Here is a 25930-nt window from a genome sequence, read left to right as displayed (position 1 = left end):
TCAGGCGGTGACCGGAAACCACCCGTCTGATGTGCGGTAAACCCTCAGGTGTTGTCCGTCACGATGGCCGTTTTAGAGGTGCGTTCTTGGGCCCGATGGACTTTCCTTGATCGGGGACAAGCGTTCGTGCGCGTGCCCACCAGGCCCTCGGCCGCCCTTCACCTGTCACTCCGCCGCCACCGATGTCGGCGCGCATCACCCTGCCCTGGACGGAGATCGACGTGACCCTTCGGGTCGACGAGCAGACCGCTACCACCAAGGACCGGGCCCACCGGCCCACCCTCACCTCCCGGCCCCCGCTCTCGACTCCGCCGTCCGTGCAGCCCGGCGCGGTCGTGCCGGCGCAGCCCGGCCCCGGCGTGCCCCCGCAGACCCGTCGCATCCTCATGCTGTCCTGGGAGTACCCGCCGGTGCTCGTCGGCGGCCTCGGCCGCCACGTGCACGCCCTGTCGGTGGCCCTGGCCGCCGCCGGCCACGAGGTCACCGTCGTCACCAGGCACAGCGAGGGCGCACCCCTTGAGGAGTACGCCGACGGCGTGCGCATCCTGCGCGCCCCCGAGGACCCGGTGACCTTCCCGCTCGCCACCGACTCGTTGCTGGCCTGGACGATGGCGTTCAACCACACCCTCACCCGCACCGCCCTGCGCGCCACCCAGGCCGGCTCGTACGACGTCATCCACGCCCACGACTGGCTCGTCGCGCACACCGCGATGACGTTGCGCGACCACCTGGACATTCCGCTGGTCAGCACCATCCACGCCACCGAGGCCGGCCGGCACCAGGGCTGGCTGCCGGAGGAGATGAACCGCACCATCCACGGCGTCGAGCAGTGGCTCAGCAGCGAGTCCAACCGGGTGATCGTCTGCTCCGGCTACATGCGCGACGAGGTGAACGCGCTCTTCGGCGTACCGACCGGACGCGTCGACGTGGTCGCCAACGGCGTCGAGCCGCACCGCTGGCGCGTCCCCGCGCGAGCCGTGGCCGCCGCCCGCGCCCGCTTCGCCGCAGACGGCCCGCTGGTCACCTTCGCCGGCCGACTGGTCTACGAGAAGGGCGTGCAGCACCTGATCGCCGCGCTGCCCCGGCTGCGCGAGCGCCACCCGGGGCTGCGTGCCGTGATCGCCGGCGACGGCCCGTACCGCGCCGAACTGGAGGCCGAGGTGCACCGCCGCGGCCTCGGCGGCATGGTCGCCATGCCCGGCTTCCTCGGCGGCACCGACCTGCCGGCGCTGATGGCCGCGTCCGACTGCTTCGCCGTGCCGAGCATCTACGAGCCGTTCGGCATGGTCGCCCTGGAAGGCGCGGCGGCCGGCGCTCCCCTCGCCGTCGCCGCCACCGGCGGCCTCGGCGAGATCGTCGAGCCGGGCGACACCGGAATGACCTTCCGCCCCCACGACCCCGACGGCCTGGCCGACGCGGTGGACGCACTGCTGTCCGACCGCGACCGCGCCCGCGTCATGGCCCGCCGCGCCCGCCGGATGGTCCACGACCAGTACGGCTGGGCCGCCATCGCCCAGCGCACCGCCGCCAGCTACGCCGCCGCCATCCAGCACGACACCGCGTTCACCGCCGAACGCGCCGAACAGCGGATGGCCCAGGGGCGCGCGCTCCCGGCGCTCCCCGAGGGCAACCTGCTCGCCGCCGCCGGCCTGCGCTGACCCGTCGGCCTGGTCCCGGCCCGTCAACGCTTGATCAACTCGCGTTCCTTGAAGTCGGGGTGTCCCAGCGCCTTGGACACCCCGACTTCCTGAAAGCCGAGTCGACCTTGTCGTTACGGGCGCGTCTCACCGCCCGAACCGGACCGGGAAGCCGGCTCGACCTTGCCGGGTTGCACCCGTTCGGCACCGCCCGAACCGGCCCGGGAAGCCCGCTCGACCTTGCCGGGTTGCACCCGTTCTGCACCGCCCGGCGCCGACCCGGATCCGAGGTCGGTCTCGCCGTCGCACGGCGCCTCGCCGCTCGGCGCGGGTCGGTCGGGCCTGCCAGAGTGTGCGGATGTCTCGCCCTGTCGACGCCCTGGACGCCACCTTTCCGACCGCCGCCTCCATCGCGCTGGACCTGATCCGGCGTCCGGAGGTGGCCGAGCAGTGGTCGAGCCCGAGCGCGCTGCCGCACCTGTCAGTGGGTGGCCTGGCGTGCCACCTGGGCCGCCAGGCGGTACGCGCCGCGGAACTGCTGGCGATGCCGACCGACCTGCCGGTGTTGGAGTCGGCCGACAGCCACTACGCGCGGGCCGCCTGGGTCAGCGAGGGCACCCCGGACGACAAGTCGGTCGCCGAAGGCCCCGACGAGGCCGACGCCGTACGCGGGCCGGCCGACCTGGTGACCCGTTGCGCCAAGGCGCTGGACGAAGTGGTCGATCTGCTGTCGCGACGGGCCGCACATGAAGTCGTGCCGATCCCGTGGCAGGGCTGGGCTCTTGCCCGCAGCGAGTTCCTGCTGACCCGTCAGCTGGAGGTCGTGGTCCACTCCGACGACCTCGCGGTGAGCATCGGTGCACCCACGCCGGAGTTCCCCGCAGACGTCTTCGACCCCGTACGCGACCTGCTGGTCCGCCTGGCCGTACGTCGCAACGGCCAGTCCGCGCTGATCAGCGCACTGAGCCGCAGCGAGCGATCCCGGAACATCTCCGCCTTCTGACCGCCCACACCGTTCACCCCACCGGAGCGGCGCGAGCCGCGAGCCGCGAGCCGCGAGCCGCGAGGCGCGAGGCGCGAGGCGCGAGGCGCGAGGCGCGAGGCGCGAGGCGCGAGGCGCGAGGCGCGAGGCGCGAGGCGGCGGGCATGATCCACTCGGGTTCCTGCAAGGCGCGGTATCGCCGCACCGCCAACACCCCGACCTTCAGAAGCCCGAGTCGATCATGCGAGCTGGCGGGCCGGGGGCCCCAGGCCGCCGAGCCGCGGGCGCGGGGCGGCGGGTACGGAGCGCGCGACGCGGCGGGTACGGGGCGCGACGCGGCGGGTACGGGGCGCGACGCGGCGGGCATGATCCACTCGGGTTCCTGGAAGGCGCGGTATCGCCACACGGCCAACACCCCGACCTTCAGAAACCCGAGGTCGATCATGCGGCCGCCGGACCGCCGGGCCGCCGGACCGCCGGACCGCCGGACCGCCGACCCAGCAGACCACCAGACCACCGGGCCCCGGACCGCCGGACCACCGGACGCCGGACCACCGGACCACCGGGCGCCGGACCGCCGGGCGATCACGCCGCAAAGCGGCTGGCCGCCCACCCCTTTCGGGGTCGACGGCCAGCTGGTAAACCGAAAAGCGGAGGTCAGCGCTCGTTGAAGGGGACGTAGTCCCGCTCGGCGGCGCCGACGTAGACCTGCCGCGGACGGCCGATCTTGGTCTCCGGGTCGTTGATCATCTCGCGCCACTGGGCGATCCAGCCGGGGAGCCGGCCGAGCGCGAAGAGCACCGTGAACATCTTGGTCGGGAAACCCATGGCCTTGTAGATCAGGCCGGTGTAGAAGTCCACGTTCGGGTAGAGCCGACGGGAGACGAAGAAGTCGTCGGCGAGCGCGATCTCCTCCAGCTCCATGGCGATGTCCAGCAGCGGGTCGGGCTTGGCCATCCGGCCCAGCACGTCCTGCGCGGCCTTCTTGACGATCGCCGCCCGCGGGTCGTAGTTCTTGTAGACCCGGTGGCCGAAGCCCATCAGCTTGACGCCGTCCTGCTTGTCCTTGACCTTGCGGACGAAGGACCGGACGTCGTCGTCGCCGGCGTGGATCTGCTGGAGCATCTCCAGCACCGCCTGGTTCGCGCCACCGTGCAGCGGGCCGAACAGCGCGTTCACGCCGGCCGAGACCGAGGCGAACAGGTTGGCGTTGCTGGAGCCGACCAGGCGCACGGTCGACGTGGAGCAGTTCTGCTCGTGGTCGGCGTGCAGGACGAAGAGCATGTCCAGCACCTTCGACATCACCGGGTCGACCTCGTACGGCTCCGCCGGCACGCCGAACGTCATCCGCAGCAGGTTGTCCACGTACCCCAGGGAGTTGTCCGGGTACAGCAGCGGCTGACCGATGGACTTCTTGTACGCGTACGAGGCGATGGTGGGGACCTTCGCCATCAGCCGGACCGTGGAGATCTCCACGTGCTCGGAGTCGAACGGGTCCAGGCTGTCCTGGTAGAAGGTGGACAGGGCGCTCACTGCGGACGAGAGCACCGCCATCGGGTGGGCGTCCCGGGGGAAGCCGTCGAAGAAGCGCCGCATCTCCTCGTGCAGCAGCGAGTGCCGCCGGATCCACTCGGTGAACTCGGTCAGCTGCTGCTCGGTCGGCAGCTCACCGTAGATGAGCAGGTAGGAGACCTCCAGGAAGGAGGACTTCTCGGCCAACTGCTCGATCGGGTACCCCCGGTAACGCAGGATGCCCGCGTCGCCGTCGATGTAGGTGATCGCGGATGAGGCAGCGGCGGTGTTGACGAAACCGGGGTCGTACGTCGTCATCCCGGTTTCCTTCAGCAGCTTGCTCACCCCGATACCGGCGGGGCCCTCGACCGCAGGATGTACCGGCATCGAAAGCTGCCCACCGGGGTGATCGAGCTTGACTTCCGTCATGTGGTTCCTCGCTTCGCCGGCAGATCTACGTTGAATTGCCTTCGCTTCTACCGTAATTGCGGCTCGGGGGACAACGCCCGCCGTGGTTCGGCGGTGAGGTATGCGTCACCCTTCCCGACCGGACGGCCGGGAAACCCACCATCCCGCCAGCCGGGACCAGCCCCGAAAACCGGGCCGGACCGAACCGGAAACCAGGCCGGACCGGACCGGCAGCCGGGCCGGACCGAACGCGAGGCCACGTCAGGACAGAGCGAGGCGTCGCAGCGTACCGTCCGTCGCGACCTGGAAGACGTCGAGCCTGTTGGTGCCGGCGCGGAACAGCTTGTCGTCGGCGAGCAGCGCGGCGAACCGGCGTCCGCCGGGGTCGGCCGGCACCACCGGGACGACGGCGCCGACGCGGCCGTTGACGGCGACCGCGAGCAGGGTGCCGTCCGGGATCCGGTCCGGGACGTCTCCCCAGACGAGCGCCGGGAGGGTGCCGGTGTCCGGGTCGGTGGCGGTGAACGCGGCCAGGTCGGCGACGCGGGCGCTGCCGCCGGCCGGGCCGGCGCGCACCTCGGTGCCGACCAGGGGGTGCGGTGTGGGCAGGGGTGGCGGGGCGGGCACCCCGCCGGGGAAGGTGACCGGTTCGCCGGGTCGGTCGTAGAAGTGCTTCGTGCCGTCGGTGCGGGGGGCCTGCCGGGCGGAGCGCCCGTCGACAGGCCACGGCAGCCGGACGCCGGCCTCGTCGGCGACGGTGGGCAGCAGGTCGACGTGTTCCCAGTTGCGGTCGTCCACCCGGCCGGTCTGTTGCCGGGGTTCCTTGACGAACGTCGGCACCCAGGCGACCTCGCCGGCGGCGGCCTTGATGGCGTCCATGCCCCGGCCCTGCGCGCCGGGGCGGAAGCTGACCCCGTGGTCGGCGGTCACCACGACGAGCGCCTGGTCGTAGAGGCCGTTGGCGCGCAGTGTGCGCAGCGTCTCGCCGATCAGCCGGTCGGTGTAGCCGAGCTGGGCGAGGTGCCGCTGTCGGGCCAGGTCGACCCAGCCGGCACCGTCGTTGGGCAGGTCCTCGGGGGCGTCGTAGCGCGCCCCGGACGGCAGGTACGCCCACGGTGAGTGCGGCATCAGCAGGTGCAGGAAGTGCAGGGTGGGTCGGGACGTCGGCTTCAGCCCGGCCAGGAAGCTGGTGAACCGGGCCGGTTGGTTGTCGTCCAGGCTGTCCCAGCGGAACTTCGGGTCGGCCGGCACGGGTTCGGCGGCGTCCAGGCCGGCCTCGGCGCGGGTCTGCTCGCGGTAGGAGTCCTCCGGGTCGACGGCGCTCTCGGTCGGCCCGGCGATCCGGCCGAGCAGCTTGCCGGTCTCCCGGGCCAGCACGCCGAGCCCCTGCTCCGGGGTGACCGGCTGCTCGCAGCGGCTCGGTGGGCACAGCCGGGTGATGCTCTCCTCGGCCCTGATGTCGTACAGGCCGCCGAAGGCGGTGAAGATGTTGTCCGGGTACTGCGAGTAGTGCGGGGCGACCGACCGCGCCGGGTAGCGGCCGGTGAGCATCGCCGGCAGCGCGTTCGGCGTCCACCCGCTGACCCCGGTGGAGTTGCGGTACCAGGTGGAGCCGGCGGCCAGCTCGGCGAAGTGCGGGTACCGCCCGGCGTCGATCGTCGCGTCCGGGCCGAGCAGGCTGACCAGCGGCAGTTCGTCGAGGATCAACATGACCACCGGTGGGTGCACGGCCGCACCCTGCGCGGTGCCGGCCGCGCCGCCGTCACCGCGCGGCAGGACCACCGCCGAGGTGGGTGAGACCAGCAGGAACAGCGCCACGAAGGCCACCGGGCCGGCGGCGGCCAGTCGCAACACCAGACGCGGCGCCCGCCAGCGCCGGTGTGCGACCGCGCCAGCGGCCCCGGCCAGCAGGGCCACCAGCAGCAGGGGTACGCCCCGAAGCGGCGTCACGTGCCGGCCCACCTGCACGGCCAGGGCGGCGACCAGCAGCCCGACCAGACCGGTGTGGATGCGGGCGCGGGCGGTCCGGCCGGCCAGGCGGCTGAGCGCGCCGAGCAGCGCCACCACGGCCGTGGGGAGCACCGTCACCAGCGCGACGAGCAGCAGGATCTGGGCCGGGTCGGCGCGGTGGAAGAGGAAGAAGTCGGGGCTGCGCCCGAGCACGTCCAGCAGCGGTTGGGTGACCACCAGACCGACGAGCCCGGCGATCTCCAGCACCCGACCCAGTTCCCCGCGCCAGGCCCGTTCCTCCCGCCGTGACGTCAAGCCGGGCGAGCCGGCCGGACCAGCCGAGCCGGCCGAGGCCGGGCCGGGCTGGTCGGCGGCGGCCGGTTCAGCCACCGATCACCGTTCGGTAGAGCGTGCGGGTGCCCGAGGGCAGCTCCAGCCGGTCGGTGATCCGCCCCCGGGCGGCAAGCAGCGCCTCGAAGGTGTCACGTCGGTAGTCCGGGAAGAGACCGGCGGGCTTGTTGGCCAGCAGTCGGGTCGCCATCGGGTCCTGCGGGTGGACGAACTCCACCACCACCGCGCCGCCCGGCGCGGTCAGCCCGACCAGCCAGTCGACGACCTCCGGCAGCGGCACGTTGCGCCCGATCGCCAGGTGGTGCACCACGGCCAGGGCGAGCACCACGTCCGCGGACGCCCGCTCGGCGAAGCCGGCCCGCTCGACGCCCCGCCAGCCGCCACCGGGCGACGGGTCGGCCAGGTCCAGGACCAGCGGCAGGATGCGGCGCTGCCCCTCGGCGCGCAGTTGTCGGTACAGCTCGTCGACGACAGTGGGGTCCTGTTCGACGGCGACCACATAGTCGGCGTGCCCGGCCGCCAACCGGGAGTACCGGCCGTCGTTGGCGCCGAGGTCGAGCACCAGGCGGGGTCGGCCGCCGGCGGCCACCGCGACGGCCACGAACTGCTCCTTGGCCACCCGGTCGCGGGCCGAGTAGCCGCAGGTGCGCTGGTAGTCCGACCAGTGGCTCTCGGGCGGGCGGCGGTCCAGCTTGCGGACCAGCTTCTCGATGCCGCGTACGGTGGCGAGCAGCAGCTCCCGGGAGAAGCCGGCGGCCCGCAGTTGGTCGCGGACCTCGCTGGTGCTGGCGGCGGCGTTGCGCTGCTGCATGGCCCCGTGCAGGTGCAGGTGGGTCAGCACGCCGGGGCGTAACCGGCGGGCCCCGTTGAACAGTGGCCGAAGCTCGTCGGCCTCGATGCCGTCGACCCGGGCGCGCAGCCACGGTTGGAAGTCCACGCCCAGGTGGGCGGTGAGCATCAGCGGGTAGAGCACGGTCTGGCAGAACTGCCGGTAGCCGGCCCAGGGTTCGCCGTCGCGGACCGGCTCGAAGGAGCCGATGTCGATGAAGACCGGTTCCGCGCCGCGCCACTGGAGGTTGTAGGCCGAGCCGTCCTTGGTGGTGAACCCCTCGCCGAGCGCGGCGGTCAGGATCTCCAGGTGCAGCAGGGCGGCGTCGCGCAGCATGCCGAACGACCACTCGTACGGGTGGGAGACGAACGGGATGCGCTCGTGGCGCAGCACGGCGGCCCACGGCGCGCTGGTCGCGGCGGGCACCAGTGTCGGCGGGGCGTCCTCGGTGGCGCAGACCTTGCGCGCGGTCACGAGCGCCGGGAAGAACGTGCTGCCGGTCAGCGCCCGCCAGTGCGCGGCGGCCTGGGTGTCCAGCCCGCGCAGCACCTCGTCGCCGACGTGGAAGACCCGGTTGGCCGGGTCGCGGAAGGAGGCGGGCTCGGGCCGTACCTCGGTGGGTGAGATCGCCATCGTCGGTGCTGGCCTGCTCAGCGCTGGTCGGTGGGTTGCCGGCGGAACCTGTCGACGAGCCGTCGCCAGTAGAGCTTCGCGGCGACCGCGGCGCCAGCCACCCCGCCGACGACCGCCTGCACGATCAGGCTGCCGGATCCCGCGTCCAGGTAGGCCAGATGTTCCACCGATCGCTCCTTGCCCTCGCCGTCTCGACACCGGGGTCCCAGGCGTACACCGATGAGGCTTTTGACCCAGAAAGCCGGACTTGTCCCTCACCGTACGCCGGTCCTCGTCGCCGTCGCGGGCACATCGGCGTACTCCCAGCCTCGGCACAGAATGCGGCCGGGACGGCCGGCCGCGCCGTTACGCTGCGGACGTGCGCTGGATGATCGTGGACGCGCCGCTGGACTCCTCCGGCGCCGGGCGCGGCGAGGAGCGGGCCCCGGCCGCGCTGCGCCGCGTCGGCCTGCGCGAGGCCCTGGCCGCCGACGACGACGGGCAGATCGACGAGGCGCGGTTGCGCGACCCGACCCGTGACCCGGTGAGCGGGGTGATCGGCGCGGCGGGCCTGGTCCGGGCCGGCGGCGCCATCGCCGCCCGCATCGGCGCGCTCCTCGCGGACGGCCACCGGCCGCTGGTGCTCGGCGGGGACTGCGCGATCCTGCCCGGCATCTGCCGGGCCCTGCCCGCGGCCACCGACCTGTGGTTCGTCGACGCCCACCCGGACTTCCTCGACGGCACGACCTCGCCGACCGGCGAGGCCGCCGACATGGACCTCTCGGTGGTCACCGGGCACGGCCCCACCGCCGCCGTCGGCACCGAGGGTGCGTTGATCGCGCCGAACCGCGTCCACCTGATCGGGCACCGCCCGGCCACCGACGAGAGCAGCCGGGTCGAGGCGGCCCGGATCGACCCGGCGATCCACCAGGTCGACGCCGCCGAGCTGCGGCGTCGGGGGGCGGCGACGGTCGGCGCGGGCCTGGCCGCCGACGGCGACGGGCCGGCCTGGCTGCACCTCGACCTGGACGTGGTGGACCCGCGCGACCTGCCCGCGGTGACCTACCCGGAGCCGGACGGGCCGCGCTGGGCGGACCTGATCGCGCTCGTCACGCCGCTGGCCCGCGCCGAGCGGCTGCTCGGGATGAGCGTGACCGACCTGAACCCCGACGAGGACCCCGACGGGCGGCACACCCGCCGCGTCGCCGAGGTCCTCACCGAGGTGCTCGGCGGCTGACCCACCCCCACCCCGTCGATCTTGCACTTTCGGTGGTCATAACGCGCCTTTTGCACAGTCTTGTCGGGGCAGAAAGTGCAAGATCGATGAGGGCTGGGCGGCAAGGGCTGGCGCAACCCCGTGCGGCGACTACGCGTCAGGTGTGGGATTCGGCAGCCGGACGGTGAACGTGGTCCGACCCGGACGGCTCTGCACCCCGACCGTGCCGTGGTGGGCCTCCACCACCGCCGCGACGATCGCCAGGCCGAGCCCGGTGCTGCCGTGCGCCCGGGACCGGGAGCTGTCGCCCCGGGCGAACCGTTCGAACACCTCCGGTTGCAGCTGCGCCGGCACCCCGGGCCCGTCGTCCACGACGCTGAGCACGGCGTTGGCCTCGTCCACGGCCAGCATGGTGGTGACCGTGCTGCCCGGCGGGGTGTGCACCCGGGCGTTGGTGAGCAGGTTCGCCACCACCTGGTGCAGCCGGGCGGCGTCACCGGGCACCCGGATCGCCACGTCGGGCAGTTCGAGCCGCCAGCGGTGGTCGGGGCCGGCGACGTGCGCGTCACTGACCGCGTCCACGAGCAGGGCGGTCAGGTCGACCGGTTCGACCGCGAGCGGACGGCCGGTGTCGAGGCGGGCCAGCAGCAGCAGGTCGTCGACGAGGCTTGTCATCCGGGTGCTCTCCGACTCCACCCGGCGCAGCGCGTGCGCGACGTCGGCGGGCACCTCGTCACGGCCACGCCGGGCCACCTCGGCGTAGCCGCGGATCGCCGCCAGAGGCGTCCGCAACTCGTGGCTGGCGTCGGCGACGAACTGGCGTACCCGGGTCTCGCTTGCCTGCCGGGCGGACAGCGCGTCGGCGACGTGGCCCAGCATGCGGTTCAACGCCGCGCCGACCTGACCGACCTCGGTACGCGGGTCGGTGTCGGCGGCCGGGACCCGAACGGCGAGCGCCACCTCCCCACGGTCCAGGGGCAGCTCGGTGACGCGGGTGGCGGTGGCGGCCACCCGGTTGAGCGGTCGCAGGGTCGCCCGCACCGTCCACGCTCCCGCCACACCCGCGAGCAACAGCCCGAGCGCGGCCACGCCGGCCTGCGCGGCGACAAGCGCCCAGATGGTCTCCTGCACGCCGGAGAGGGGGATGGCGACGACGCGTACCCGGCCGTCCCAGTACTGCCGGGCCACCGCCCGGAAGTCACCGCGATCACCGAGGCCGACGGTGCGCGGCCTGGCGTCGACGGGCAGGTCCGCCAGCGCGGCGACCTCCCCCACCGCCACCGACTGCTCGTCGGGGAACGGGTCGGCGCTGGAGACGCTCCTGGTCAGGGTCCGGGCGCGCGTCACACGACCGTCGGTGACCTCGGCGACCACCACGCCGGAGGGCAACCCGGGCGGGATTGCCGGTCCGTTGCCGGGGAAGGCCGGACGTCCCGGACGGTCGCCCTGCATGGCCGTCGCGGGGGCCAACTGGGCGTCCAGTCGGTCGATCAGGAAGTGCCGCAGCGCCACAGTGGTCAGGCCCCCGATCGCGACGCTCACCAACGCGAGCAGCACGACCAGGGCAAACACCAGTCGGGTACGCAGGGAGCGCCCGGCCAGCCAGCCGCGCGCGGCCCGCAGGGGGTGACGCCTAGTCGGCGGGTTTGAGGACATAGCCCGCGCCGCGCAAGGTGTGGATCATCGGCGTCCGCCCGGCGTCGATCTTCTTGCGCAGGTACGAGATGTACAGCTCCACCACGTTGGCCTGGCCACCGAAGTCGTAGTTCCACACCCGGTCGAGGATCTGCGCCTTGCTGAGCACCCGGCGCGGGTTGCGCATCAGGTACCGCAACAACTCGAACTCGGTAGCGGTGAGGGTGACGAGCTGACCGGCCCGGCGGACCTCGTGGCTGTCCTCGTCGAGGCTGAGGTCCCCGACGATCAGCACCGCCTCCTCCTGCGCGGCGATCGCCAGCCCGGAACGGCGCAACAGTGCCCGCAACCGGGCGATCACCTCCTCCAGGCTGAACGGTTTGGTGACGTAGTCGTCGCCACCGACGGTCAACCCGGCGATGCGTTCCTCGACCGCGTCCCGGGCGGTCAGGAAGAGCACCGGCACGGTCGGGGCGTGCTCACGCAGCCGGCGCAGCACCTGGAAACCGTCCAGGTCAGGCAGCATCACGTCGAGCACCACGGCATCCGGCTGGAACTGCCGGGCGGCGCTCAACGCCGTCGCGCCGTTGCCGGCGGTACGGACCTGCCAGCCCTCGTAGCGCAGCGCCATCGACAGCAGGTCGGTGAGCGTCGGTTCGTCGTCGACCACCAGCACCCGGACGGGTTCGCCGTCGGGGCGACGCAGCTCGATCCGGCTCGGTGCCACCTGCCCGCTCATGACCATGGGCCCCATCGTGGCCGCGACACCTGTACCACGCCCCTGCGGAAGCTGTGGGCCAGCTGTGCGGGCGGGCCGACGCGACGTGCCGGCCGCGTCGTCGGGCCGGCGCGACGTCGGCGGCACCATCGGTCAGCCCCGCCCCGTGGTCACTCGGACACCCCGTACGCGTCCGTGCGCACGAACCGCATGCTCCAGCCGCCCGCCTCGTCCGGCCGGTCGCGTTCGTAGAGGTGGTCGGGGCCGGGCTGCACCGGGCCGGTGCCATCCGGGTGCCGCATGATCCACCGCTCGGGTGGGGCGCCGTCCGACCCCGCCGGCAGCAGCCGGACCAGGCCGTCCGCGGGCCCGCCGACGAAGCGTACGGTGACCTCACTCATCGCCGCTCCCCCTCGGTGACCATCCCGGCACAATCGGTGACGCCGGCTCTGGCTCGCAAGCTACCGCACCCGGGGCCCTGACGCAGCGAGGTGCGCGGGGTCGGCACGCCCACGCAGCAGGCGACGGTTTGCCCAGTTCGGAGGACGGGTACCGCGATCTCAGTACCCGGCCGTCGGCGGGGCGAGAACGAGGAGTGGTCGATGCGGACGCTGGACGGGCGGTACCGGCTCGAACAGCGCATCGGTGTGGGCGGGATGTCCGAGGTGTGGCGCGCGTACGACCAGGTGCTGGACCGGCCGGTCGCGGTGAAGCTCATCTCGCCCGGCAGCGAGGACCGCGACGGTCCGGTGGACCGCATCCGCGCGGAAGCCCGGTCGGCGGCCCGCCTGGAACACCCCAACGTGGCGAGCGTGCACGACTTCGGCACCTCCTCGACGTGGCCCGGGCGACCGGTGCCCTACATCGTCATGGAGTTGGCCGAGGGCGACACCCTCGCCGTGCACCTGCGCGCCGGGCCACTGGACTGGCAGATCGCGGTACGGGTCTGCGCCGAGGTCGCCGCCGCGCTCGCCGCCGCCCACGCCGAGGGCATCGTGCACCGCGACGTCAAACCCGCGAACGTCATCCTCACCCCGGCCGGAGTGAAGGTGCTCGACTTCGGCATCGCCATCGCCGCCGGGGCACCCGACCCGATGCCGACCGGGATGGTGCTCGGCACCCCGGCCTACCTGGCACCCGAACAGTTGGACGAGGCACCCGCGACCCCCGCCGCCGACATGTACGCCCTCGGGGTGCTGCTCTACTACAGCCTCACCGCCCGCCTGCCCTACCGCGCGGCCACCGCCGCCGAACTGCTGCACGTACGCCGCCGTCAACCACCGGAGCCGCTGCCCGACATCGCCGGCCTCCCGCCGGAGGTCGCCGAGCTGTGCCACTCCTGCCTCGCCGACGACCCCGAGCAGCGTCCGACCAGCCTGGTCGCCGCGCTGCTGCTGGCCGAGGCCGTCGACGCCCGGGTGTACGTGCCGATGACGCTCCCGACCACCCGACGCCCGGCCCCGACGTCAGCATGGACCGAACGGGCAGCCGCGGAGGCCACCGAGGCAGTGGCACTGGCGAACGAACCGAACCTCTCCCCCGGACGCTGACCACCCCACCACGCCTTCGGGCGCTTCGCAGGGCCGGGGCGGCGTTCTCGGCGCGACCCTTCGGGCCGGGGCGGCGGTTCACGGCCAGGGGCGGCGTCCGGACGCGACCCCTTCGCGAGCCCGCGCGGCTTCTAACGGCCCCGGGGCGGCATCTCACGGGCCCGCGCCGCTTCTCGCGGGCCGGCGGCATCTCACGGGCCCGCGCGGCTTCTCGCGGGCGGGGGCGGCGTTTCGGAGGGCGGCGGAGGGGTAGCCGGCCTGGTGAGCGACGGGAGAAACGCGATGCCGGATCAGAGTTCCTGGCTGCGTGAGGCCACAGCGACCGCCGAGGGTGGTCACGTACGCACCGACGATGGCGGGCTTTCCACCGCGCTGGCCTCACCGCTGGCGCCGCACTGCACCGGGCTGACGCCGGAACAGTTGCTGGCCGCGGCCTTCGCGTCCTGCCTGCACCACGCGGCCGTGGAGGTGGCCGGGGAGATCACCGACGAGGCGCACACCGTGCAGGTCCGGGCGGAGGCGAAGCTGGGCAGGGACAACGACGGCCGGTACCGGGCCGACGTGCACGCGGAGATCTCCTCAGCCGGGCTCAGTCGAGACCAACTGGCCGATCTGGTCGAGTACGCCGACCGGCTCTGGCCCTTCTCCAGCAGCGACGCCAGCCGACACCGGCTCACCGTAACCCCAGCCGAAAACGGCCGACACTGACCCCACACGTCAGCGCGACACCCAGCCCCCGCCCGAGCCGAGCCTCGCCGCCCTTGCAGAGCCTCGCCGCCCTTGCAGAGCCTCGCCGCCCTTGCAGGGCCTCGCCGCCCTTGCAGGGCCTCGTCGATCTTGCAGTTTCGGTTGTCGACATGAGGTGATACGCCCCTTGTGTCGCGACAGAAAGTGCAAGATCGCGGGACAGGGGCAGCCCTGGCGCGTCGATCATGGAGTTGTGGTGCCTGCTTTAGCGCCTTAGCGGGTGTTTTGTGACCCACCACAACTCCATGATCGACGGGGCGGTGTCGACGCGGCGGCATCAACGGTCAGCGGACAGACCCCTGCCTGACGTGGGGGCTGCAACGGCACTGCTGGTCGTCGCGGCCGCAGGGGTTGGGCACGATCTTGACGGGGCAATTCCCGCACTGACACTCCTCCGCACCACCTAGCGGGACGGTCGAGCCGCACACCTGCGGGACGGTCGGGCCAGGCACCGGCAGGACGATCGGGCCGGGCACCTGCGGGACGGTCGGGCCGGGCGCGTAGTGGGCCGTTTGGCGGGTGGGGCATCGGTCGAACGGTGGAGCGCTCGTGTCGGCTTCAAGCGGGGCCGACGAGGTTGCGGCGCGAGCGCTTTCACCCGTCGAATCGGGAATAACCGTCTGGCACCATCCACGAGGTTGATGAGCTTAGCTCAGCTTTTGCCCCCTACAGTCGACATAATCGGGGCAGATTGTGGCGCAGGCCACTGTACGGACCGATGGCATCGGGCATTTTGCTCTTTAGCCTCGTCAGGTGCATCCCGACGACCCCTCTGCCCAGAAGCTGACCGACGCGCGCCCGACCACCCTTTCGGGCGACGCCGCATCAACCGAACGGACGATCGGCCGCCACCGCGCTCCCGAGCCGTCCCGACGTACCCTGCTGGGCTCGACCCCCGTGCGGGTGGCGCTGGCCACCGGTGTCACCTGCTGCCTCAGCCTCGTGGCGGTCGCCACCGCGCGAGGCACCGACGACACTCCCCGTACCGTCGAACCGCTCGCCGAGGCGGTGGCCGACCGCGCCGCCATCGCCGACGAGCGCGCCTCCCGGTCGCTGGACCGGGACGTCGCCCCCGCGCGCATCCTGCCCAGCCCGACCGCCAAACCCACGCCGAGCCCCACGGTCGCGCGCAAGGCGCCCAAGAAGCCGGTCAAGCCGCGCCGCCCCCGACCGGTCGCCGGCCTCGACCAGGCACAGATGGACAACGCGAAGATCATCGTGGACGTCGGCCTGGAGATGAAGATGCCGCGCCGCGCTCTGGTGGTGGCGCTGGCGACCGCGATGCAGGAGAGCAACCTCTACAACCTGGCCAGCGATGTCCTGCCGGAGTCGGCGGAGTACCCGAACCAGGGCAGCGGCTCCGACCACGACTCGGTCGGGTTGTTCCAGCAGCGGCCCAGCAGCGGCTGGGGCACGGTGGCGCAGCTGATGCGCCCGTCGTATGCCGCGCGGGCCTTCTACACGGCCCTCAACGAGGTGCCCGGCTGGCAGGACATGAGCATCACCTACGCCGCCCAGTCGGTGCAGATCTCCGCCTACCCCGACGCGTACGCCCAGCACGAGGACCGGGCGACCACCGTCGCGGCGGCGCTCACCGCCTGAGCCGGGCGTCTCAGCGACGTCCGGGTGGCGGCTCCGCGCCCGCGTCCAGGCCGCCGACTCCGGCCCGAATCCCGGGTACGCCGGCAGCAGCGGTGGGAGTGTCGGCGGGCACCTGGTCGACCGAGACCTGATCGAGGATCTCGTCCACCCGCGCCTCGCGCCGTCGACGGGCGTCGAGCGCCGCCTCACAGTCCCGTCGGGCCTGCACGGCGTCCGCGTACGCCTGCTCCCGTACCCGCCGTGCCTCCTCGCGGGCCTCGTCGAGCTGGACGCGGGCCTGGGCCAGGAGTTCAGCGGCCTCGTGCCTCCCCGGGTCACCGGCGTGCCGGTTCAGGCTGGAGTCGCCCAGGTCCAGCCGTTGCAGCAGCCCGCTGAGCCCGATCGCCTCCTGGCGGATCTCGTCCCACTCCCGACCCGCCCCGGCCGCGCTCTCGGCCCGCGCGGCGAGCCGGGACAACCGGATGCCCAGCTCGTCCAGGCAGTGGTCCACCTGCCGCTGGTCGTAGCCGATCTCAACGACGGAGAATCTCATCCTGTCGCCCCCCAGGCAGCCGCTGTTACGTCCCCACCTGGATCCTCGGCCGCGACCGTTCGCGCCGAGGGGGTTCGGGGAAAATACTCAGCATGCGCGCAGGCGCGCCGGCGTCAGGTGCGCTTGGGCAGCACCACGACCCGCCCGAAGAACTCGTCGATGCGGCGGACCACGTCGTTGAAGTCGTCCAGGTCGATCGGCTTGGTGACGTACGCGTTGGCCTGCAACGTGTAGCTGCCGACGATGTCGGTGTCGGCGTTGGAGGTGGTCAGCACGACGATCGGGATGGTGCGCAGGTCCTCGTCCTGCTTGACGGCCCCGAGCACCTGCCGACCGTCCATCCGTGGCATGTTCAGGTCCAGCAGGATCACGTCCGGACGGCGGGCGTTCTCATGCCGGCCCTCGGCGCGGAGAAACTCCATCGCCTCCTGGCCGTCGCTGACCACGTCGATGACCTTCTCGACGTCGGAGTCCGCCAGCGCCTCCTCGATCATCAGCACGTCACCGGGGTCGTCGTCGACCACCAGGATGCGTACCGGCTGCGTGCTGTCTGCGCCCATCACTACCTGCCTCGGGGTCGGCGGGACGGGACCCTGACGGTCACCGCACTGGCGGGGAAAAGCTGGCGGGGAAATCTAGCCCATCAGGGAGCGGCCGGGGTGGCGGGGTCGACCGACTCGGCGTCGTAGCGCAACACGTCGGCCAGGCCGGTGACCCGCAGCACCCGTTCGACACTGCCGGTGGCGCCGGTGAGCCGGAGCCACCCCCCGTCGGCCGCCGTCTGGTTGTCGCCCCGGACGAACACGGCCATCCCGGTGGAGTCGCAGAACGTGAGGTCGGTGAGGTCGAGCAGCACCCTGGTCTCACCGGCGGCGGTGAGCCGTTCGATCGCGCTGCTCAGCTCGGGGGCGGTGCTCAGGTCCAGCTCGCCCGCGAGTCGCAGGCACGCGCCACCGCCGCCGCGCCCGACGTAGTCGACGCTGAACGACACCGTTCTCCCCCTCGCTCCACCCGAGGGTGGGACGTTTGCAGTCCGGCAAGTATACGCAGAGCTGGGCCGTCCACCGCCGCGCGGTGATCGACCCCGGCTGCCACCGAGGGAGCGGTCAGCGGGCGACCCCGGGCAGCGCGGCGCGCCCGAGCGCCAGCGCCCGCGCCGCCCGGGGAAAGTCCCGCAACACGGCGCCAAAGTGCTCCAGAGGAAGGGCGATCGCCCCGACGGGCACCCCACGACTTCCCAGGATCTCCACCAGCCACTGTACGAACTCGGTGAACATCGACGCGTCGTCGACGTAGACCGCTGCGGCCAGGAAATCCACGATGTGGCCCAGGTCGCTGACGGTCGCGTCCAGTTGCGCGGCCGTGTAGGCCCGAGCCGCCGGCACCCGCTCCCGCAGCTCGGCGAGCGCACCGTCGATCAGCTCGCTGCGGCGGCGCACCAGGCTTGCGTACTCGTCGTCGGCCAGGTGGGCCAGTTGCCCCGGCGGTACCCTCCGCAACGCCCGCTCGTCGGCGATCAACTCGGCCGCCGAGGGCGCGTCCGGCGCCCAGGCCACCCCGAGCCGGCGCGCCCACCGGCCGTCCGCGCCGAACCCGCGCCCACCGACCACCACCGGCACGTCCGAGCGCCGGCAGGCTTCGATCATCTGATGGGCGTACGGCAGGCGCATCGGCAGCGCACACGCCAGCGCGACCGCGTCCGCGTCGTAGCGGTGCAGGTACGACACCAGGTGCGCGGCGGGCACGCTGGCGCCCAGAAAGGTCACCTGCCACCCGCGTAACCGCAGCACCTCGGCCACCAGCCGGGGCGGCAGCGCGTGCCACTCCCCGTCCATGCAGGCGACCACGACCCGCCCGTTGGTCGGGTCAGGTCTGGCGTGCGCGGACACCGCCGCCACCACCTGCTCGCTGATGTGGGTGGCGGCGTGCTCCTGGGCCACGCTCCACTCGTTGCGCGCCCACCGCTCGCCCACCTCGGCCTGGGCCGGCGCGACCAGGTCGAGCAGCACCCGTTCCGCCGGGACGCCCGCGTCGAGCAGGCCGATCGCCAGGTCGGTGGCCGCGTACTCGTCGGCGTCGGCGAGGTGGTCCAGGTAGACGGTGTGGGCCTCGCCGAGGCCGGTGGGGGCTGTGGCGGCGGTCACGCGTCAGCTCCCGCTGCCGGGTCGAATTCGGCGGGCACCGAGTGCAGGTGCCGTGTGCCGCGCCCGCCCAGACCGGCCGCTCGCACCGCGAGCACGGCGATGTCGTCGTGGTCGCCCTGGCCCAGCCAGTCGCAGGTGACCTGCTCGACCCGTTCGGCCAGGGCCGGCGCGGGCATCCGCTGGCAGCCGGCCAACGCGCTGACCAGTCGATCCGGGCCGAACTGTTCGTCGCCGCGCCGGCCACCCCGGGCCTCGGTCACCCCGTCGCTGTAGAGCAGGCAGGTCTCGCCCGGTGCCAGCCGCACGGTCACCTCTCCGACCCGGGGGTCGGGGACCACCCCGATCAGCATGCCGCGCAACGGCACCGCCTCCACCGCACCGTTGGCGCGCAGCACCAGCGGTGGCAGGTGCCCGCCGCCGGCCATGGTGAGGGTCAGGCCACCGTCGCGCTCCGGGCGGGCCACGCCGAGCACGATCGTGGCGAAGCGGCCCTGGCCGTTCGCCTGGGTGGTTTCCAGCAGCGCGTCGTTGAGCAGCCGCAGCAACCGCGCGGGGTGCGACTCCAACCGGTGCAGCGCCTGGAGGCACTGGCGGAGCTGACCGGTGAAGACGGCGGCTTCGACGCCCTTGCCGGACACGTCCCCGAGGAAGAACACCGAGCCACCGTCGACGAGCCGGTGCGAGCCGTAGAAGTCACCGCCGATGCGCATCCCCGCCTGCGCGGGCCGGTACGCGGTGCCCCACTGCACACCGACGGCCTCGACCGGCTCGACCGGCAGCAGGCTGGCCTGGAGGGTGTCGGCCACCTCCGCCTGGTCGCGGTAGAGCAGCGCGGTGGTCAACGCCGCGCCGGCGCGGGCCGCGAAGGCGCGCAGCAACTGCACGTCGTCCTCGTCGTACCAACGGGACGCCCGACGGGCCACCAGCAGCACGCCCACCGGCGCGTCCCGGCCCGGCAACGGGACGACCCGGGCAGCGCTCTCGGTGCCGGCGAACCCCGGCAGCCAGCCGGCGTCGACCGCCTGCTCGACCAGCCAGTCCACCGCGTGCGGCTCGATCCCGGTCAACCCGTCGGCGATGGCGGCCGGCAGCTCGCCGCCGGCCAGCACGCCGCTGTCCACGGTTGCCGCGTCGTCGTCGGTGCGCGAAGCCCGCCACCAGCGGGCCCGCCCACCACGCGGGGCCAGCACCAGCACCGCCACCTCGGCCAGGGCCGGCACGGCGAGTCGAACGACCGCGGCGGCGGCCCGGTCAGGGTGCAGAGGGTTGCCGAGCTTGTCGCCGACCACGGCCAGGAACGCCGAGCGGGCCCGTTCGGCGAGCAGCGCGTCGGCGCGGCTGACGCTGTCGGTGATGTCCTCGACGTACCAGCAGCAGCGGGCACCCGAGAGCGGCACCTGGCGCGCGGTGAGCCGTCGCCCGCGATGGGTGAAGCCACCGGCGGCGCCGTCGCTCAGACCGGGCACGCCGGCCGCGCTGAGCAGCTCGCCGGGAGTCACCTCGGGCAGCAACCGCTCGGCCACCGGGCTGACGTGCCGCACGACACCATCGGCGTCGCAGACCACCAGGCCCTCACGGAAGTGCTCGACGACCTCGAACCAGTCGGGCGCGGTCCGACCACTGTCGGGGGTCAGCGGCGGAAGGGCGGCGGAAGGGCGGCGAACGTCGGCGGACCACGCCGAGGGTCGTGTCGTGCTCGGCGTGGAGAGCCGTCCGTCGCCCGGGTCCCAGTCCCTGACGTCGGAAGCAGTCACCAGCTGAGCCTCACTCCTTCTCGTTCACCGAACCCGTGCCGGAACCGGCGTCCACGGTCAAAACTCTCCAGCCCACCCTACGCCCGAACCCGAACAGCGGCATCTCACGGCAGGTGGCGAGAGGCGCGACGGGTGGGGGCGCCGGGCGGGAACCGTGGGTGCGCTTCGCCGCTCCCGCTTTGCGTTTCGACGCCCGGTAAGGAAAATGGTGGGGTGCCCGACCAGCTGTTGACCATCGAGACGACCCGGCTCGCCGCCGGGCACGTCCGACTCCGGCTGACCGGCGAGCTCGACTACGACAGCGCCCCCGAGTTGATCGCCGCGGCGGCCGAGCTGCGTGGCGACGGAGACACTCCGGTGCTCGTCGACCTGACCGGGGTGACCCTCTGCGACTCCTCCGGGCTGAGCGCGTTGCTTGTGGTGCACCGCGCCGCCGGGGCGATCCGACTGACCGGGGTGAGCCCACAGTTGCAGCGGATGCTGGACCGCACCGGCCTCAGTGAGTTGCTCGCCGTCGCACACTCCGACGACGACGCGCGCGCCACCGGCTGATCCGCGGGCCACCCCACGAGCAGACGGGGTGGCCCCCGACCCTGGGACCTGGGGTCGGGGGCCGGAGGAATGTCTAGGGTGCCGTCATCGGCTGGAGCCGGGGCCCGTCCGCACGCACGTCACCGACCGGGGTCGGGTCGACGTCCTCGGGCTCGCCCGAATCCGGCGTCCGGTACAGGTAGCGGACGAACTGCCCACCCGCCTCGTTGTCGTCCGCGCCGGGCCACTGACCGATGCAGTCCATCCCGATCACCTCGCGGCCGGTCCCGTCGGCCTCCTCCAGCAGCGCCCAGAGACTCACCGGGTAACACCTGGTGACCTCCGGTGTGAGCTGCCACCGGGCGTACCACCCGGGTCGGGCGGGGACGATCTCGACAACTTCCTTCATGACGACCTTCCTTCCGCGTACCTCGGAAGAACTCCGGTCCTGACCCGATCGTGCGGGCCGTGCGGGTGAGCACCCCTCACCCCGGCCGGATGAAGCGTGGCGACGGCTGCTCCGACCCGGCCAACGTGCCCCGTTTCCTTCTCTCCGACGGCGGGAAGGCGACTGGCGCAGCCACGATCCCCAGCGGAAGGGGTGCCACCATGCGTAAGCAGATGGAGGGCGACAACCAGCGGCGTCGGGCGTTGGCCCGGCAGGCCCGCGAACAGAGTCGCCAGCCCAGCGAGATCGGCGCCAGCCTGAGCGCGTCCAAGCAGCTCACCAGCCTCGACGCGGGTAAGCGTGCCGGCCCGCCAGCGGCCGGACCGCACAAACCCGACACCACGCGCGGCGGGCCGGCACCGCCGCCGGTCGGCAGCGCCGACAATCCGCGGCCGCAGCCGTCCCCGCCGAGCGGTGCGGCTGCCGGAGTACGCGGCATGGGCTACCACGATCTGGTCGACGAGGTCCGGCGTCGCGCCGGGGTCGACTTCAAGACGGCCAAGGTGGGCACCGAGGCGACAGTGCTGGTCCTCGCGTTCGCCCTGGAGGCCGCCGAGCGGCAGCGGCTGCTCGCCGCCGTGCCGGCATCGCTGCACGACGTGCTGCCGGTGGACGGCGTCGAGCGGCACCGGGAACTGCCCGGCTTCCTGGCCGAGGTGGGCCGGATCAGCGGCAACACCCCGGAGCAGGCCCGCTACCAGGCGGAGGCGACGATCGCCGCGCTCGCCGCGCAGGACGGCGACCTGGTCGAGTCGTTGCACGTACCCGACGGACTGCGTGACCTGCTGAACCCGCCGGAGGCCGGCGGGGGTCTCGTGGGCGCCTCCACCACCACACCCACCCTGGACGCCGACGAGATCAGAGCGGCGCTCGACGACCTGCCCTACTGGGCCGGCGACAGCCAGGGCCTCTACCGGGTGGTCGCGCTGCCGCCCGACAACCTGGACCGGGTGCTCGCCCGGCTCGACCGGCTGCGCCAGGACAACGGCCGCGGCCCGAGCATCGGACGCCCCGGCGACACCGCCGCGGTGCTGACCGTGCGCACCAACCAGGCCAACGGGGTGACCGCACTCGACGTGGACCTCGCCCGGCAGATCGACGACGCGATCGACGAGGTGGGGGCCGGGATGGCTGGCGGCTGACCGGCCACCGCGACACCGGCGGGCCGGCGGAGGGGGACGACCCCGCTCCGCCGGCCCGTCCGCCGTGCCGGATGCCCTGCCGGCTCGGCTACCGTGCCGGGTATGAACCGCGCCGCCGACCGGCTCGAACTGGTCGCCGACCCGGCCCGCCGGACCGGGCGGACACTGCTGTCCGCCGGGGTCGAGCAGTCGTACGTGGATGTCGAGGATCCGCGTCACCTGCACTTCGAGTACGTGCGGCGGATCGCCTCGGCGGTGGAACTGGCGGCGCCGGCCGGCGCCCCGCTCGGCGTCCTGCACCTGGGTGGCGGCGCGTTGACACTGCCCCGCTGGCTGGCGGCCACCCGGCCCGGTTCCGCGCAACGGGTCGTCGAGCGGGACGCGGCGGTGGTCGAGCTGGTGTCCCGGGAGTTGCCGCCGCTGCCGCCGGAGGTGCGGGTGGAGGTCGCCGACGCCCGGGACGCCCTGACCGCCACCCCGGACGACAGCTACGACGTGATGATCGCCGACATCTACCGCGCGGCCCAGATGCCCCGGCACGTCCGCACCCTCGAGTTCGCCGCGGAGGTGGCCCGCACCCTGCGCCCCGACGGGTCGTACCTCGTCAACGTCACCGACCTGCCGCCACTTGTCGCCACCCGGGTGCAGGTGGCCACCCTGCGGGCGGCCTTCGCCGACGTGTGCGTGCTCGGCGACCGCAGGATGCTCCGGGGCCGCAGGTACGGCAACGTGGTGCTGGCGGCGACGTCCCGCCCGGGCGGGCTGCCGGTGGCCCGGCTGGCGGTGGCCGCCCTGCGCGACCCGGTGCCCGGCGGGCTGCTGCACGCCGCCGCTCTGGACACGTTCGTCGCCGGCGCCCGCCCCGTCACCGACGCCGACGAGCGCTGAACACATCCGGGCCCGGTCGCTCGTCCACGTCACCACTGCGCGGACCTTCCACCGCTGTCCCCGATGCCGGGTTTCTGACGGCAAGTGCGGGGAAGTCGCGGCGAATGAGCAACGCCGACGATCGGGCGACCGCCCGCCGGACCCTGATCGTGATCGGTCTGGTGCTGGCGACCGTACTCGCCCTCGGCTTCGTCTACGCGACCCGGCGGGTGCTCGTCTGGGCGGTGGTCGCCGCGTTCTTCGCCGTCGCCCTCAAACCCCTCGTCGACCGTCTGCAACGCCGCTTCGTCCGGCGGCGGGCGCTTGCCACGTTGCTGGTGTTCCTCGCCGCGTTCGTGCTGCTGGCGATCCTGGCCGCGCTGATCCTGGTGCCGTTGGTCGGTGAGTTGGGCCGCTTCGCCGACCGGGCGCCCGATCTGGTGCGGGAGGCCCGCGCCGGACAGGGCCCGGTGGGGCAGGCGCTTGAACGCACGGGGGCGCGACGCTACGTCAGCGAGCACTCCGAGCAGCTACGCGACGTCGGCGGTCGACTGCGCCAACCCGCGTTCGGTGTGCTGCGCGGTGTCGTCGAGTCGGTCGCCGGGCTGGTCACGGTCATCGTGCTCGCGTACCTCATGGTGTTGGAGGCGCCGCGGATCACCCGCGGCCTGCTCGCGGCGGCCGGGAACGGTCAGGGCGAGCGGCTGGGCCGGGTGGGCCGGGAGGTGTCGCGCACCGTCACCGGCTACCTCACCGGAAACTTGCTGATCAGCGTGATCTGCGGGGCGTTGACCTTCGTGGTGCTGACCCTGACCGGCGTGCCGTTCGCCGCCGTGATCGCCCTGCTGGTGGCGGTCGCCGACCTGATACCGCTGGTCGGGGCGACCCTGGGCGCGGTGATCGCGGCCGGCGCCGGCTTCCTGCACTCCCCCACCGCCGGGGTGGTGGTCCTAGTGTTCTTCGTGGTCTACCAACAGGTGGAGAACCACCTGCTCCAACCGGTCATCCTGGCCCGCGCGGTCCGGCTGAACCCGCTGACCGTGCTGGTCAGCGTGTTGCTCGCGGCGGAGTTGGCCGGCCTGCTCGGCGCACTGCTGGCCATCCCCGCCGCAGGCATCATCCAGACCCTGCTGCGGGAGTACGGCCCGCGCCGGGTCCGGCCCGCACCGCCGGCCGGCCCCGCCGCGCGGTCCGGGCGACCCGGCGACCACACCGGCTGACCGTCGCGGCCGGCCCGCTCCGCGACGACCTACCTGGCCGGGCCCGCTCAGCGGGACCGGGTCGCGACCTCGGGTGAGGTGCTCTCCAACGGCACCGCGTTGGCCGGCACCAGCCCCAACTGGACCGCGGACCGGGTCAACGCGGCGTCCAACGCCCAGTCGGCGCTGACCCGTGTGCGGTTGCCCGGCATCGCCATCAGGTGGTACGCCCGGGTGACCGCCTTGGCCGGCAACCCGCCCAGGTTGACCTGCAACGGGTTCGCCGCCGCGTCCTTGCCACCCAGGTCGACGACCCAGCCCAGGTCGTGGTGCTTGTACGGCTTGCGCTTGCCGAACCCGTAGGACGCGGCGATGTTGTGCGCCACCCGCTTGCCCTGCCGCTGCGCGTGCTGGGCCGTCATGCCGCACACCTTGCCCGGGTTTACCAGGTCGGGCACCGCTGCGGCGTCGCCGATGGCGAACACCTCCGGGTAACCGGGGACGTTGAGGAACTCGTCGACCACCAGCCGACCCCGGTCGGTGCGCAGGCCCAGCTCGTTGACGAACGGGTCGGGGCGCACCCCCACACACCACACCAGCGTGCAGGTCGGCACGTACTCACCGTCGGTGAGCTTCACCCCGTCGCAGGTCGCCTCGACCACCGAGGTGCCCATCCGCACGTCCACGCCGCGCCGGTTGAGCACCTTGTGCGAGGTGTCCGACATCCGCTTGTCCAGCTCGGGCAGCACCCGGGACGCCACGTCGAGCAGCATCCACCGGGGCCGCACGGTGAGCCGGGGCCGCTGGGCATGCAGCGCGTCGGTGAACAACTGCCCGTGCGCGGCGACCTCGGTGCCGGTGTAGCCCGCCCCGACCACCACGAACGTGGACCGGGCCTGCTGCTCCGCCGGGTCCTCGGCCTGCTCGGCAAGCTCGATCTGCCGGATGATGTGGTCGTGCAGGTAGACCGCCTCGGGCAGACCGCGGAAGCCGTGCGCGTACTCGGTCACCCCCGGAATGGGCAGCAGCTTGTTGACGCTGCCCACGGCGAGCACCAGCCGGTCGTACGCCAGCCGGTTCTTCTCCCCCTCCGCCTGGGTGAAGCCGACCCAGCGGTTTTGCAGGTCGACGTGGTCCGCCTCACCGATCACCACCCGTACGCCCTTGAGCGTCCCGGTCAGCGGCACCGCGATCCGCCTCGGCTCGACCACCCCGGCCGCCACCTCGGGCAGCAGCGGCAGGTAGAGGAAGTAGTCGGTGGAGTTCAGCACCACGATCTCGGCCCGGTCCCGGGCGATCCGGCTCAACGTCTTCGCCGCGTGGTAACCGGCGAACCCGGCCCCCACGATCACCACACGAGGTTTCGTCATTGCGGGCCGTTTCCCGTCGAAGCCCCGGACAAACGTCCGAAGCGCCAACCGCGGATCAGGGCCGACGGGTGGAAGCGCCAAGATCCGCGCAACATCAGGGGGGTAGTTCCATCCTGAGTTGGCTGGTCGGGGGGTCTTGACGGTGTGGGGGTGGTGGGTGGGGGTGCAGGTCGTTGCGGGGGTGATCTTTGGGT

24 protein-coding genes are annotated in these 25930 nt (G+C 72.9%); 10 read left to right on the top strand and 14 right to left on the bottom strand.

Annotated features, from left to right (window positions below; all coding sequences use genetic code 11):
* Window positions 1-182 precede the first annotated feature (182 nt).
* Together AB0C15_RS13010 and AB0C15_RS13005 are read left to right on the top strand one after the other, a co-directional pair.
* Window positions 183-1658 (top strand): glycosyltransferase family 4 protein, encoded by a 1476-nt coding sequence (locus AB0C15_RS13010; protein WP_357351390.1) that lies wholly within the window; start codon window positions 183-185, stop codon window positions 1656-1658.
* Between the two features lie 337 nt (window positions 1659-1995).
* Window positions 1996-2640: a maleylpyruvate isomerase N-terminal domain-containing protein gene (locus tag AB0C15_RS13005; protein ID WP_357351389.1), complete on the top strand. Its 645-nt coding sequence runs from the start codon at window positions 1996-1998 to the stop codon at window positions 2638-2640.
* 636 nt (window positions 2641-3276) lie between these two features.
* Here the strand turns inward: AB0C15_RS13005 and AB0C15_RS13000 are convergent.
* The 4 genes from AB0C15_RS13000 to AB0C15_RS12985 all read right to left on the bottom strand — a co-directional run bounded on the left by AB0C15_RS13000 (window position 3277) and on the right by AB0C15_RS12985 (window position 8469).
* Window positions 3277-4560, bottom strand: a complete 1284-nt coding sequence (locus AB0C15_RS13000; RefSeq protein ID WP_357351388.1) for a citrate synthase — start codon at window positions 4558-4560, stop codon at window positions 3277-3279.
* A gap of 240 nt (window positions 4561-4800) precedes the next feature.
* Entirely contained in the window at window positions 4801-6804 is a 2004-nt protein-coding gene (locus tag AB0C15_RS12995; protein ID WP_357351715.1) for a sulfatase-like hydrolase/transferase, read from the bottom strand.
* 67 nt (window positions 6805-6871) lie between these two features.
* Window positions 6872-8302 carry a class I SAM-dependent methyltransferase gene (locus AB0C15_RS12990; RefSeq protein ID WP_357351387.1) on the bottom strand — a complete coding sequence of 477 codons (1431 nt, stop codon included), beginning with the start codon at window positions 8300-8302 and terminating at the stop codon, window positions 6872-6874.
* 17 nt (window positions 8303-8319) lie between these two features.
* Window positions 8320-8469 carry a hypothetical protein gene (locus AB0C15_RS12985; protein ID WP_165947858.1) on the bottom strand — a complete coding sequence of 50 codons (150 nt, stop codon included), beginning with the start codon at window positions 8467-8469 and terminating at the stop codon, window positions 8320-8322.
* A 200-nt stretch (window positions 8470-8669) separates the two neighbouring features.
* On the opposite strand from AB0C15_RS12985, the gene AB0C15_RS12980 reads away from it, so the two are divergent.
* Window positions 8670-9518, top strand: a complete 849-nt coding sequence (locus AB0C15_RS12980; RefSeq protein ID WP_357351713.1) for an arginase family protein — start codon at window positions 8670-8672, stop codon at window positions 9516-9518.
* 129 nt (window positions 9519-9647) lie between these two features.
* On the opposite strand, the gene AB0C15_RS12975 is transcribed toward AB0C15_RS12980, so the two are convergent.
* The 3 genes from AB0C15_RS12975 to AB0C15_RS12965 all read right to left on the bottom strand — a co-directional run bounded on the left by AB0C15_RS12975 (window position 9648) and on the right by AB0C15_RS12965 (window position 12251).
* Window positions 9648-11153, bottom strand: coding sequence for a HAMP domain-containing sensor histidine kinase (locus AB0C15_RS12975; protein WP_357351386.1), 1506 nt, complete (start codon window positions 11151-11153; stop codon window positions 9648-9650).
* Window positions 11131-11877 (bottom strand): response regulator transcription factor, encoded by a 747-nt coding sequence (locus AB0C15_RS12970; RefSeq protein ID WP_357351385.1) that lies wholly within the window; start codon window positions 11875-11877, stop codon window positions 11131-11133. Before AB0C15_RS12970 ends, AB0C15_RS12975 begins: the two co-directional genes overlap by 23 nt.
* Window positions 11878-12020: 143 nt before the next feature.
* Complete coding sequence (locus AB0C15_RS12965) at window positions 12021-12251, bottom strand: hypothetical protein (protein WP_357351384.1); 231 nt, start codon at window positions 12249-12251, stop codon at window positions 12021-12023.
* A 201-nt stretch (window positions 12252-12452) separates the two neighbouring features.
* Between AB0C15_RS12965 and AB0C15_RS12960 the strand changes: the two genes are divergently transcribed.
* The 3 genes from AB0C15_RS12960 to AB0C15_RS12950 all read left to right on the top strand — a co-directional run bounded on the left by AB0C15_RS12960 (window position 12453) and on the right by AB0C15_RS12950 (window position 15749).
* Window positions 12453-13400, top strand: coding sequence for a serine/threonine-protein kinase (locus tag AB0C15_RS12960; protein WP_357351383.1), 948 nt, complete (start codon window positions 12453-12455; stop codon window positions 13398-13400).
* 282 nt (window positions 13401-13682) lie between these two features.
* The gene (locus tag AB0C15_RS12955) at window positions 13683-14108 is read left to right on the top strand and encodes an OsmC family protein (RefSeq protein WP_124819422.1); all 426 of its coding nucleotides are present in this window, start codon (window positions 13683-13685) and stop codon (window positions 14106-14108) included.
* 792 nt (window positions 14109-14900) lie between these two features.
* Window positions 14901-15749 carry a hypothetical protein gene (locus AB0C15_RS12950; RefSeq protein ID WP_357351382.1) on the top strand — a complete coding sequence of 283 codons (849 nt, stop codon included), beginning with the start codon at window positions 14901-14903 and terminating at the stop codon, window positions 15747-15749.
* Between the two features lie 10 nt (window positions 15750-15759).
* Here the strand turns inward: AB0C15_RS12950 and AB0C15_RS12945 are convergent, their stop codons facing one another.
* The 5 genes from AB0C15_RS12945 to AB0C15_RS12925 form a co-directional block, all read right to left on the bottom strand.
* Window positions 15760-16281 carry an ATPase gene (locus AB0C15_RS12945; RefSeq protein ID WP_357351381.1) on the bottom strand — a complete coding sequence of 174 codons (522 nt, stop codon included), beginning with the start codon at window positions 16279-16281 and terminating at the stop codon, window positions 15760-15762.
* A 113-nt stretch (window positions 16282-16394) separates the two neighbouring features.
* Entirely contained in the window at window positions 16395-16841 is a 447-nt protein-coding gene (locus tag AB0C15_RS12940; protein WP_357351380.1) for a response regulator, read from the bottom strand.
* Between the two features lie 83 nt (window positions 16842-16924).
* Entirely contained in the window at window positions 16925-17272 is a 348-nt protein-coding gene (locus AB0C15_RS12935; RefSeq protein WP_357351379.1) for an STAS domain-containing protein, read from the bottom strand.
* Between the two features lie 115 nt (window positions 17273-17387).
* Window positions 17388-18425, bottom strand: coding sequence for a cobalamin-dependent protein (locus tag AB0C15_RS12930; protein WP_357351378.1), 1038 nt, complete (start codon window positions 18423-18425; stop codon window positions 17388-17390).
* On the bottom strand, window positions 18422-20179 hold the full coding sequence (locus AB0C15_RS12925) for a PP2C family protein-serine/threonine phosphatase (protein WP_357351377.1): 1758 nt from the start codon (window positions 20177-20179) through the stop codon (window positions 18422-18424). The genes AB0C15_RS12930 and AB0C15_RS12925 overlap by 4 nt, the downstream gene beginning before the upstream one ends.
* Before the next feature lie 213 nt (window positions 20180-20392).
* Between AB0C15_RS12925 and AB0C15_RS12920 the strand changes: the two genes are divergently transcribed.
* Window positions 20393-20731 carry an STAS domain-containing protein gene (locus AB0C15_RS12920; RefSeq protein ID WP_357351376.1) on the top strand — a complete coding sequence of 113 codons (339 nt, stop codon included), beginning with the start codon at window positions 20393-20395 and terminating at the stop codon, window positions 20729-20731.
* 73 nt (window positions 20732-20804) lie between these two features.
* Here the strand turns inward: AB0C15_RS12920 and AB0C15_RS12915 are convergent, their stop codons facing one another.
* Window positions 20805-21119: a hypothetical protein gene (locus tag AB0C15_RS12915; protein WP_357351375.1), complete on the bottom strand. Its 315-nt coding sequence runs from the start codon at window positions 21117-21119 to the stop codon at window positions 20805-20807.
* Window positions 21120-21319: 200 nt separating this feature from the next.
* Here AB0C15_RS12915 and AB0C15_RS12910 point away from each other — a divergent pair, with 200 nt between their 5' ends.
* The 3 genes from AB0C15_RS12910 to AB0C15_RS12900 all read left to right on the top strand — a co-directional run bounded on the left by AB0C15_RS12910 (window position 21320) and on the right by AB0C15_RS12900 (window position 24387).
* A complete protein-coding gene (locus AB0C15_RS12910; RefSeq protein ID WP_357351711.1) occupies window positions 21320-22300 on the top strand; it encodes a DUF2267 domain-containing protein in 981 nt (326 codons plus the stop codon).
* Between the two features lie 102 nt (window positions 22301-22402).
* Window positions 22403-23188: a fused MFS/spermidine synthase gene (locus AB0C15_RS12905; protein WP_357351374.1), complete on the top strand. Its 786-nt coding sequence runs from the start codon at window positions 22403-22405 to the stop codon at window positions 23186-23188.
* Between the two features lie 104 nt (window positions 23189-23292).
* On the top strand, window positions 23293-24387 hold the full coding sequence (locus AB0C15_RS12900; protein ID WP_357351373.1) for an AI-2E family transporter: 1095 nt from the start codon (window positions 23293-23295) through the stop codon (window positions 24385-24387).
* A 47-nt stretch (window positions 24388-24434) separates the two neighbouring features.
* On the opposite strand, the gene AB0C15_RS12895 is transcribed toward AB0C15_RS12900, so the two are convergent.
* Window positions 24435-25736, bottom strand: a complete 1302-nt coding sequence (locus AB0C15_RS12895) for an NAD(P)/FAD-dependent oxidoreductase (protein ID WP_357351372.1) — start codon at window positions 25734-25736, stop codon at window positions 24435-24437.
* Between the last annotated feature and the right edge of the window lie 194 nt (window positions 25737-25930).

The organism is Micromonospora sp. NPDC048835, assembly GCF_040649995.1.
Classification (GTDB): domain Bacteria; phylum Actinomycetota; class Actinomycetes; order Mycobacteriales; family Micromonosporaceae; genus Micromonospora.
This window is presented reverse-complemented; position numbering and strand designations above follow the sequence as displayed.